General features: G+C 62.4%; 6 protein-coding genes. 3 read left to right on the top strand and 3 right to left on the bottom strand.

All coding sequences use genetic code 11. The annotated features are described in order from the left end of the window. Positions 1-82: 82 nt before the first annotated feature. Genes D8U71_RS06030 through D8U71_RS06020 form a run of 3 tightly spaced genes read right to left on the bottom strand, consistent with a single transcriptional unit; the run spans position 83 to position 4,619 of the window. Positions 83-1,477: an efflux transporter outer membrane subunit gene (locus D8U71_RS06030; RefSeq protein ID WP_130887383.1), complete on the bottom strand. Its 1,395-nt coding sequence runs from the start codon at positions 1,475-1,477 to the stop codon at positions 83-85. A 7-nt stretch (positions 1,478-1,484) separates the two neighbouring features. After that, complete coding sequence (locus tag D8U71_RS06025) at positions 1,485-3,455, bottom strand: MacB family efflux pump subunit (protein ID WP_130887382.1); 1,971 nt, start codon at positions 3,453-3,455, stop codon at positions 1,485-1,487. After that, positions 3,456-4,619: an efflux RND transporter periplasmic adaptor subunit gene (locus D8U71_RS06020; RefSeq protein WP_110646429.1), complete on the bottom strand. Its 1,164-nt coding sequence runs from the start codon at positions 4,617-4,619 to the stop codon at positions 3,456-3,458. Between the two features lie 279 nt (positions 4,620-4,898). Here D8U71_RS06020 and D8U71_RS06015 point away from each other — a divergent pair, with 279 nt between their 5' ends. From D8U71_RS06015 to mgtA, 3 genes are all read left to right on the top strand, one after another. Beyond that, positions 4,899-5,381 (top strand): sigma-70 family RNA polymerase sigma factor, encoded by a 483-nt coding sequence (locus tag D8U71_RS06015; RefSeq protein WP_016773904.1) that lies wholly within the window; start codon positions 4,899-4,901, stop codon positions 5,379-5,381. A gap of 133 nt (positions 5,382-5,514) precedes the next feature. Further along, positions 5,515-6,852: a SidA/IucD/PvdA family monooxygenase gene (locus tag D8U71_RS06010; RefSeq protein WP_016773905.1), complete on the top strand. Its 1,338-nt coding sequence runs from the start codon at positions 5,515-5,517 to the stop codon at positions 6,850-6,852. 676 nt (positions 6,853-7,528) lie between these two features. Beyond that, on the top strand, positions 7,529-10,228 hold the full coding sequence (mgtA, locus tag D8U71_RS06005; RefSeq protein WP_130887381.1) for a magnesium-translocating P-type ATPase: 2,700 nt from the start codon (positions 7,529-7,531) through the stop codon (positions 10,226-10,228). The last annotated feature ends 38 nt before the right edge of the window (positions 10,229-10,266 follow it).

Below are 10,266 nucleotides of genomic sequence, written 5' to 3'. Positions count from 1 at the left end.
GCGGAGATTTCCGTCCAAACCGAATTCCATTTGTGGGAGCGAGCCTGCTCGCGAAGGCGTCAGTCCATTCGACGCATCTCTGTCAGATCACCTCCCAGCCACCCCCCAGCGCTTTGTACAAGGCAATGCTCGCCTGCAACCGCGACAGGCGCAGTTGCACGTTGAGGTCTTGCGCCGCATACAGCGTGCGCTGGGTTTGCAGGACGGTGAGCAGGTCTTCGGCGCCGGCCTGGTAGCGGCTTTGGGCGATGTCGAAGGCGGTTTGTGCCTGGTTCAGTTCTTCGCTTTGCCATTGCCGTTGTTCATCGAGGCCACGAATGCTGCTGAGGGCTTTTTCGACGTCAGCGAAGCCGTTGATGATTGCCCCGCGATAGGTCTCCAGCAATTCGTCCTGCCGCGCCTTGGCCTTGTCGCGTTCGGCGCTGAGGCGGCCGTTGTTGAAGATCGGCGCGGTCAGCCCCGAGGACAGGTTGTAGAACGTCGTGCGCAGCAGGTCGGCGGCAAGGTCGGCGCCGCTGCCGAGGCTGGCGGTCAGGGTGATTTTCGGCAGCATTGCGGCGCGGGCGACGGTGACATCAGCCTGGGCTGCCGCAAGCTTGGCCTCGGCGCTGGCAATGTCCGGGCGGCGGCTGAGCAAGTCGCTCGGCACGCCGCTGGCGATGTCCGGCCAGTGCAATTGGGCGAAGGATTGTGTGGGCAACGGTAACGTTTGCACTGGTTGGCCGAGCAGGGCGGCGAGGCTGATCAGTGCTTCGCGGGCCTGTTGTTGCACCAGCGGCAGGCGACGCTGTTGTTCGGCCACCAGGCTTTTCTGCTGGGCCAGTTCCAGCGCGGTGGCGCTGCCGGCGTCGAAACGGGTCTGCACCAGCTGCAGCACATTCTGCGCATTTTTCAGATTGAGTTCGGCAATGCGCGCCTGCTCACGCAAGGCCAGGGCCTGGGTGTAACTGTTGGCGACGCCGCTGAGCAAGGTCAGCTCGACGGTGGCGCGGTCGAACTCGCTGGCCTGCACGCCGAACACCGCACTGTCGCGGGCGGCACGCTTACCGCCCCAGAAATCGACTTCGTAACTGGCGCTGAGCTCGGCATCGTAATAGTCCAGCGAGCGATTCTCCGGGCTGACATCCAATTGGCTGTAGCCCTTGCCGTGGATCAGTTTCTGCCGGTTGGCATTCAAACCGGCCTTGAGCTCGGGCAGCAGCGGGGCGTCGGCGATGGTTGCGCTGGTCTCGGCCTGCCTGACCCGCGCAACGGCGGCGGCGAGGTCATAGCTGCCCAGCCGCGCCTGTTCCACCAGCCGCTCCAGCTCGGGGCTGCCGAATTGCGTCCACCATTGCCGATTGCTCTGCAGCGCGCCGGGGGTGGCGGCGGACTGCCACGCGCTCGGTGGCTGCACGCCGCTGTCCAGGCGCGGCGCCGGGCTGCTGCAGGCCGCCAGCAACAGGCTGGCGGCGAGGAAGGTCAGTCGCACTTTCATAGGTCGATCATTCACTGGTAAGGGCCGTGACCGGGTCAAGCCGGGCAGCTTTGCGGGCCGGCATGAAGCCGAAGATGACGCCGGTGACCAGCGCACAGGCGAATGCACCGATCACCGCCAGCCCTTGAAAGGCGATCGCCACGCCGCTGAGCAACAACACGCCGCCGACCAGCAGCGCCAGGCCGATTCCGGCAATTCCGCCGACCACCGAGAGCATCAGCGCTTCGGTGAGAAATTGACGGAGGATGTCGCGCTGACGGGCGCCGGTGGCCATGCGAATACCGATCTCGCGGGTACGTTCGCGTACGGTCATGAGCATGATGTTCATCACGCCGATACCGCCGACCAGCAGGGAAATCGCCGCAATTGCCCCCAGCATCAGCGACAGCGTGCCTTGCGTGCGCGCTTCGGCCTGGATCATCGCGGCATTGTTGGTCAGCTCGAAATCCTTCTTGCCGTGGTGCCGACGCAACATCGCCTGTTCGATGGCCTGTTCGGCGTCCTTGACCTTGCGCGCGTCCTTGGCGGCAATCACCACGTATTGCGGATTGCGGCTGCCGAACAGGCGCGTGCTCGCCGCCGAATAAGGCACGGCGATGCGGTTGTCGCTATCGGAGTCGCCGGAGCTGGCGCCTTTTTCTGCAAGCACGCCGAGGATCTGGAACGGCACGTTTTCGATGAGAATGTATTGACCGATCGGGTCGGCGACATCCTTGAGCAACTTGTCGCGAACCTTGGTGCCGATCACCGCGACAGCGGCGGCGCTGTCCTCGTCGGCCTGGGTGAAGTAACTGCCCTGAATCACCGGCCAGTTGAAAATCTGCGGAAAGTTGGTGTCATTGCCGCCGACGTAACTGCTGTGGTCGGCATTGCCAAAGCGCACCCCGGCGGTCGAGCCGTTGACCGGCATGATCCGTTCCACCTGGGGCAGGGCGGACAGTTCGGCAACGTCGTCGAGGGTGATGATGCCCTCCGGCGTACGCGGGTTCGGCGCCGAGCCGCTGAGGTAAATGATGTTCGAGCCGAACGCACCCATTTGCGCCATGACCTGACGCTTGCTGCCTTCGCCGACGGCGAGCATGACCACCACCGAGGCCACGCCAATGACGATGCCCAGCAGGGTCAGCGCGGTGCGAAAGCGGTTGATCCACATCACTCGCCACGCCGCTTGTACAGCGTCGAGCAGTTCACCTTTCCAGGCGCCGGTCTGGCTGCTGCCGTTGCTCAGGCGCTGGCGCAGGTCGACCGCTTGCAACGCCCCGGGATTGGCCGCAGGCGGCGCGTACGCGTGCTCGGCGCTGTCACTGATGATCAGGCCGTCACGGATTTCGATGATGCGTTTGGCCCGTTGCGCCACTTCGCGGTCGTGGGTGATGAGGATCACCACATGGCCTTGATCGGCGAGTTCGTCGAGCAGGGTCATGACCTCGGCGCCGCTGTGGCTGTCGAGGGCGCCGGTCGGCTCGTCGGCGAGGATGATGTGGCCGCCGTTCATCAGCGCACGGGCGATCGACACCCGCTGTTGCTGACCGCCGGAAAGCTGATGCGGACGGTTGCCGGTGCGAGTGCCGAGGCCGAGACGTTGCAGCAGCGCGTGAGCTCGGGCATGCCGCTCGGCGGCCGGGGTGCCGGCATAGATCGCTGGCATCTCGACGTTTTCCTGGGCCGAGCCGGAGGGAATCAGGTGGTAGCCCTGAAAGACAAACCCGAAGGCTTCGCGGCGCAGCCAGGCCAGTTCATCGCTGTCCAGCTGCGCGACATTTTCCCCGGCGAACAGATACTCTCCGCTGGTGGGACGGTCGAGGCAACCGAGGATATTCATCAGCGTCGATTTGCCTGAACCGGAGGCGCCGACAATCGCAACGAACTCGCCGGCGTGGATCGACAGATCGATCCCGCGCAGCACTTCCACCAGTGGGCTGTCATCACCGCCGTAGGCTTTGCGGATCTGCCGCAGGTCGATCAGGGGCGTGTGCATTCAGCCTCCATGACCAGTGGCCGGCGCGCTGAGAACATGCTCGCCCTCGGCCAGACCTTCGAGCACCTGGGTGCGCAGGCGATCGCTGATGCCGGTGCGTACTTCGCGCGCCTGAATATCACCGTTGGCGGCGACGATCTGCGCTCGCTGCCACTGCGGACGCGAGCCCGGTTGCAGGGCGGCAGTCGGCACGGTCAGAGTGTCTTGCGCCTGTTGTGCGACAAAGAACACCTGGGCGGTCATGTCGGTCATCAGGCTATGATCGGCGTTGTCGACGTCGAGCAGCACGGTATAAAGAACCACGCGTTCGCTGCCGCTGCGGCCGCTGGTGGGGCTGCCGCCCTGGTTCTGTTCAAGCGGACGTGGTGGCACCGGCAGGATTTGCCGCACCGTGCTGCTCCAGCGCCGAGTGCCGCCGCTGAGGGTGGTGAAGTAGGCGGTCATGCCGGGTTTGACGTGGCCGATGTCGGCCTCTGAAACCTCGGCCCACACGGTCATCGGCGACAGTCGGGCGATGCGCAGGATCAGCGGGGTCTGTTGTTGCGCGTTGAGGGTCTGGCCTTCGCGCGCACCGACGGCGACCACGGTGCCGCTCATCGGCGCGTAGATGCGCGTGTAACCGAGTTCCGCCTCGTCACTGCGCAGGCTGGCCTGGGCCTGACGGATCTGCGCCTGGAACATGTCGATGCGCGCCTGGGTTGCGCGAACCTCGGCGCGCGCGGTCTGCACGTCTTCCTCGCGGGTGGCGCCACCGGCGGCGAGTTTCTGCTGGCGCTGGTATTTCTGCTGCGCCAGATCGTGCTGGGCACGTTGCTCCTGCAGCTGCGCCTTGAGGTTTTCGATGGAAAAACGCCCGGCATCGAGCTTGGCTTTCTGTGTCGACGGGTCGATTTCCACCAGCAACTGGCCTTCCTTGACCGTATCGCCGGCCTCGACGTGAATCTTCTGAATCTGCCCCGAAGCCTGTGCGCCGACATCCACATAGCGGCGCGGCTGCAAGGTGCCGAGCGCCGTCACGCTGTTTTCGATATCGCCGCGGCTGACCTGCACAGTGGCAACGGCGTCGCGACCGGGTGGCAAGACTTGCCAGGCAGCGACGGCGATCACGGGAATCAGACAGAGGGCGGCAAACAGCGCGCGACGGGCGGGGCGGGGACGATTCATGCAGGGTTCCGGCCAGTGGTTGCGGCCCGTCGCAAGGCACGACAGACACAGGGGCTGTCCTGTAAACGAGGCATGGGCGACGGAATTTAGCCGCAGACACATCGAGTTACCGCAGCCGGGCCACGACTATTTGTCCGGGATATGGAATCAACTCTTTAAATCTATATGAGAATTACTATAAATTACGCACCTCAAGTTGCCACTATCTTGCTACTGCGTGATTCGCAGGTCTGATCAGTGCGCTCAAGGACAGAAACGGCATCGATGCGGTCGGGAGTCATGTTGGAAAACTACTATCGTGAGCTGGTGTGTTTCCTCAACGCCAGACTGGGCAACCGTCAGGTCGCCGAGGATGTGGTGCATGACGCCTATGTACGGGTGCTGGAGCGCTCCAGCGAGGTGCCGATCGAACAACCACGGGCCTTCCTTTATCGCACCGCGCTGAACCTGGTTATCGACGATCACCGCCGCAACGCGCTGCGCCAGGTCGAATCGCTGGACGTGCTCGACAACGAAGAGCGCTATTTCACCCCGTCCCCCCATGGCACCCTCGATCACGGCCAGCGTCTAGAAATGCTCCAGCGCGCACTCGCCGAGTTGCCGCCGCTGTGCCGCGACAGTTTTCTGCTGCGCAAGATCGAAGGAATGTCCCATCCGGAAATCGCTCAGACCCTCGGCATCTCCCGGGCGCTGGTGGAAAAACACATTGTCAACGCCATGAAGCATTGCCGCTTGCGCATCCAGCAATGGGATGGCCAGTGAGCCGCGCCGGTTAAATTTCCTTTCATCGTCCTCGTTCCTACTCAACAGACGACCTGCTGACCTGATTCAGGCCGGTCAGGCCACCCAGGCTTTATTTCCCCGCGTTGAGGGGTTCATCCAGAGGACACTGGAAATGACACAGGCAATTGCATCGCCCATCGTTCACGACCTGATCGGCGTCGGTTTCGGCCCTTCGAACCTGGCACTGGCCATCGCTCTGCAGGAACGCGGCCGGATCCAGGGCGAACTGGATGTGCTGTTCCTCGACAAGCAGGCCACTTACAGCTGGCACGGCAACACCTTGTCGACGCAGAGCGAGTTGCAGATTTCCTTCCTCAAGGACCTGGTGACCCTGCGCAATCCGACCAGCCCTTACTCGTTCGTCAACTACCTCAAGCACCACGGGCGTCTGGTCGACTTCATCAACCTCGGCACCTTTTATCCATGCCGCATGGAGTACAACGACTACCTGCGCTGGGTGGCCGGGCAGTTCACCGCGCAGAGCCGTTATGGCGAAGAAGTGCAGTTCATCGAACCGGTGTTGCACAACCAGCAGGTTGAGGCCTTGCGGGTGATTTCCCGGGGCAGCGACGGCCAGCAATTCGTGCGTACCACGCGTTCGGTGGTGGTCAGCGCTGGCGGCACACCGCGCATTCCGGAGGCGTTCAAAGCACTGAAGGGCGATCACCGGGTATTCCACCATTCGCAATACCTGTCGCAAATGGCCAGGCAGCCGTGCGTGAACAACCAACCGATGAGCATCGCCATCATCGGCGGCGGGCAGAGCGCGGCGGAAGCCTTTATCGACCTGAATGATTCGTTCCCGTCGGTGCAGGTCGACATGATCCTGCGTGGTTCGGCGTTGAAGCCTGCGGACGACAGCCCGTTCGTCAACGAAGTGTTCTCGCCGGAATTCACTGATCTGGTGTTCCAGCAGAACAGCGTCGAGCGCGAGCGTCTGGTCAACGAGTACCACAACACCAACTATTCGGTTGTCGACATCGACCTGATCGAACGCATCTACGGCATCTTCTACCGGCAGAAGGTTTCCGGGATTGCCCGCCATGCGTTCCGCACCCTGACCACCGTCGAGAGCGCCACTGCCACCGCAAACGGTATCGAACTGGCCGTGCGCAACAACGCCACCGGCGAAGTCACGGTGCGAATCTATGACGCCGTGGTGCTGGCCACCGGTTACGAGCGGCAGATGCACCGCAAGTTGCTCGCGCCGCTGGAGGAATACCTCGGTGAGTTCGAGGTCGATCGCAACTACAAACTGATCACCGACGAGCGCTGCAAGGCCGGCATTTATATGCAGGGCTTCTGCCAGGCCAGCCATGGCCTGAGCGATACGCTGCTGTCGGTGCTGCCGATTCGCGCCGATGAAATCGCCGGCTCGCTGTACGAGCATGGCAAACAGCGCGGGCACAGCCGCTCGGTGGCGGAGTTGTTGTTGGCGACTGCCAGCTGAATCTGCATTGCCTGACATACCGCTTTCGCGAGCAGGCTCGCTCCCACAATGGTTCTGTGAACGCAGGGCAAAATGTGGGAGCGAGCCTGCTCGCGAAGGGGCCATGGAAAGCCCCACATTATGATCGTTCCCACGCTCTGCGTGGGAATGCAGCCCGGGACGCTTCGCGTCCCTTTCAGAAGCCGAACGCGGAGCGTCCGATGAGGCGTTCCTACGCTGAGCGCAGGAACGATCGCGGGGAAATTCTGAACCCTTCCTGAACACCCCCCACATTCCCCGAAAACACCTCTTCCAGCCGTTTCGCTGCGGGCGTAAGCTGCGCGCGTTTTCATCAATTGCGGAGACCCACAGTGGGTACTTGTTCGAGTGACAGTTGTCGGCCGGTCTCGATCACCGGCAGATTCTCGGCAAGATAACGCGCAGCCTTTCCCTGCCGTTGTCTCGCCGTAACAGCGAGCAGCGGCATCCCGTGCATGGCCAGTTCTGGGTCGTGTCTCGACGTCCTTCTCAACGACGCTGAAACAAGCGTGCTGACGACCTCAATCGTCAGCGCCGCCTATCGACACGCCTGTCATTCCCGACCGGCGTGCCACGCCTTGCCGTGCCGGTTTTCCCGGTGCCAGGGCGCGGCGGTACCTGCTCGACGGTTTCCCGGCTGACCACAGGGGACACAGCCATGAAACTCACGCTCAAGGAATTTTTCGCAGGCTTTCTGCGCAGCCGCCACATTGCCCGGCACTTCCGTCGACTCGCGCTGCTGGATTCGATCAATGACACATCGGTCAGCCGTGAAGTGCCGCCGACGCTGGCCAACACGCTGGTCGCTGCCGCCCATGAAGAAAGCGCTGCGTTGCTGCCGTCGTTGGGCACGCACGGCGAAGGGCTTACCGAGGTCGAGGCCGATACTCTGCGCGCGCAACATGGCCTCAACGAAGTCGAACACGAGCAACCGCTGCCGTGGTGGACCCATCTGGGGCACTGCTACAAAAACCCGTTCAACCTGCTGCTGACTCTGCTCGCGGTGATCTCCTGGCTCACCGAAGACCTCAAGGCGGCCGTGGTGATTTTCTCCATGGTGGTGCTGTCGACGCTGCTGCGCTTCTGGCAAGAGAGCAAATCCAATCAGGCCGCCGATGCGCTCAAAGCCATGGTCAGCAACACCGCTACGGTGCTGCGCCGGGATGGGCCACGGCGGGAGCTGCCGATCAAGCAACTGGTGCCCGGCGATCTGATCGTGCTCTCGGCCGGCGACATGATTCCCGCCGATTGCCGCGTGCTCAGCGCCAAGGATCTGTTCGTCAGCCAGGCAGCAATGACCGGTGAGTCGATGCCGGTGGAGAAATTCACCCGGCAGACCGATCGCGACACGCGTAACCCGCTCGAGCTGGACAACATTCTGTTCATGGGCACCAACGTCGTCTCCGGCAGCGCGATTGCACTGATTCTCACCACCGGCAACAGCACCTACTTCGGTGCGCTGGCGCAACGGGTCGGCGCGACGGACCGCGCGGTGACCTCGTTTCAGCAGGGCGTCAACAAGGTCAGCTGGCTGCTGATCCGCTTCATGTTCGTCATGGCGCCGCTGGTGCTGTTCATCAACGGTTTCACCAAAGGCGACTGGAGCGAAGCGCTGCTCTTCGCGCTGTCGATTGCCGTCGGCCTGACCCCGGAAATGCTGCCGATGATCGTCACCTCGACCCTGGCCAAAGGCGCCGTGTTCCTGTCGCGCAAAAAGGTCATCGTCAAACGCCTCGACGCGATCCAGAACTTCGGCGCCATGGACGTGCTGTGCACCGACAAGACCGGCACCCTGACTCAGGACAAGATCTTTCTCGCGCGTAATGTCGATGTCTGGGGTGAGGATTCTGACGCTGTGCTGGAACTGGCCTACCTCAACAGCTACTACCAGACCGGCCTGAAAAACCTGCTGGATGTGGCGGTGCTGGAACACGTCGAAATCCATCGCGAGTTGAAAGTCGGCAGTGCGTTTCGCAAGGTCGATGAAATCCCGTTCGACTTCAATCGCCGGCGCATGTCGGTGGTCGTGGAGGGCCGCGGTCAGCCCCATCAATTGATCTGCAAAGGCGCGGTGGAAGAAGTGCTGGCGGTGTGCAGTCGGGTGCGTCACGGCGAGGTCGATGAAGTCTTGAGCGATGAATTGCTGGTGCGGATTCGCCAAGTCACTGGCGCCTTCAACGCCGAAGGTCTGCGCGTGGTGGCGGTCGCGGCTCGCTCAATGCCAGCAGGTCGCGAAATTTACAGCCTGGCCGATGAACAGGAGCTGACGCTGATCGGTTACGTGGCATTCCTCGATCCACCGAAGGAAAGCACCGCGCCAGCGCTCAAGGCCCTGGCCGAGCATGGCGTGGCGGTCAAGGTGCTGACCGGTGACAACGAACTGGTGACGGCGAAAATCTGCCGCGAGGTCGGCCTCGCCCAACAGGGTTTGCTGCTGGGCAATGACATTGAGCGCATGAGCGATGCTGAGCTGGCTATGGCGGTCGAGACGACCAACGTCTTCGCCAGACTCACGCCATCGCACAAAGAGCGCATCGTCGGCATTCTCAAGGGCAACGGCCATGTGGTCGGATTCATGGGCGACGGTATCAACGACGCGCCGGCGCTGCGCAGCGCCGACATCGGCATTTCCGTGGACAGCGCGGTGGACATCGCCAAGGAAGCGGCGGATATCATCCTGTTGGAAAAAAGCCTGATGGTGCTGGAGGAGGGCGTGCTCGAAGGGCGGCGCACCTTCGCCAACATGCTCAAGTACATCAAGATGACTGCCAGCTCCAACTTCGGCAATGTGTTCTCGGTGCTGGTTGCCAGCGCGTTCATCCCGTTCCTGCCGATGCTGCCGATGCACCTGCTGGTGCAGAACCTGCTCTACGATATCTCGCAGATCGCCATTCCGTTCGATAACGTCGACGACGAGATGCTGAAACAGCCGCAGCGCTGGCAGCCGGCTGACGTCGGGCGCTTCATGCTGTTTTTCGGCCCGATCAGTTCGATCTTCGATATCACGACGTTCGCCTTGATGTGGTACGTGTTCGACGCCAACACGCCGGATCACCAAACGCTGTTCCAGTCCGGCTGGTTCGTGGTCGGTCTGCTGACCCAGACGCTGATCGTGCACATGATCCGCACGCCGAAGATCCCGTTCCTGCAAAGCCGCGCCGCCATGCCGCTGCTGGTGATGACCGGGGTCATCATGGCGGTCGGCATCTTCCTGCCAATGGGGCCGCTGGCGCATTACTTCAAGTTGCAGGCGCTGCCGTCGCTGTATTTCGTGTTTCTGCCGGTGATTCTGCTGGCGTACATGGCGCTGACCCAAGCCGTTAAAGGCTTCTACATCCGCCGGTTCGGCTGGCAATAACCGCCATGGAATGCTTTCCCCTGCGGGAGCGAGCCTGC

Source organism: Pseudomonas sp. Sample_21 (assembly GCF_004307525.1).
GTDB lineage: Bacteria > Pseudomonadota > Gammaproteobacteria > Pseudomonadales > Pseudomonadaceae > Aquipseudomonas > Aquipseudomonas atacamensis.
The sequence above is the reverse complement of the archived record's forward strand: the minus strand, read 5'-3'. Positions and strand labels throughout refer to the sequence as shown.

What these genes read in the sequence shown, in the direction of transcription:
- D8U71_RS06030 (WP_130887383.1), bottom strand. Translation starts at nt 1,477, where the DNA reads ATGAAAGTGCGACTGACCTTCCTCGCCGCCAGCCTGTTGCTGGCGGCC.
- D8U71_RS06025 (WP_130887382.1), bottom strand. Translation starts at nt 3,455, where the DNA reads ATGCACACGCCCCTGATCGACCTGCGGCAGATCCGCAAAGCCTACGGC.
- D8U71_RS06020 (WP_110646429.1), bottom strand. Translation starts at nt 4,619, where the DNA reads ATGAATCGTCCCCGCCCCGCCCGTCGCGCGCTGTTTGCCGCCCTCTGT.
- D8U71_RS06015 (WP_016773904.1), top strand. Translation starts at nt 4,899, where the DNA reads ATGTTGGAAAACTACTATCGTGAGCTGGTGTGTTTCCTCAACGCCAGA.
- D8U71_RS06010 (WP_016773905.1), top strand. Translation starts at nt 5,515, where the DNA reads ATGACACAGGCAATTGCATCGCCCATCGTTCACGACCTGATCGGCGTC.
- mgtA (WP_130887381.1), top strand. Translation starts at nt 7,529, where the DNA reads ATGAAACTCACGCTCAAGGAATTTTTCGCAGGCTTTCTGCGCAGCCGC.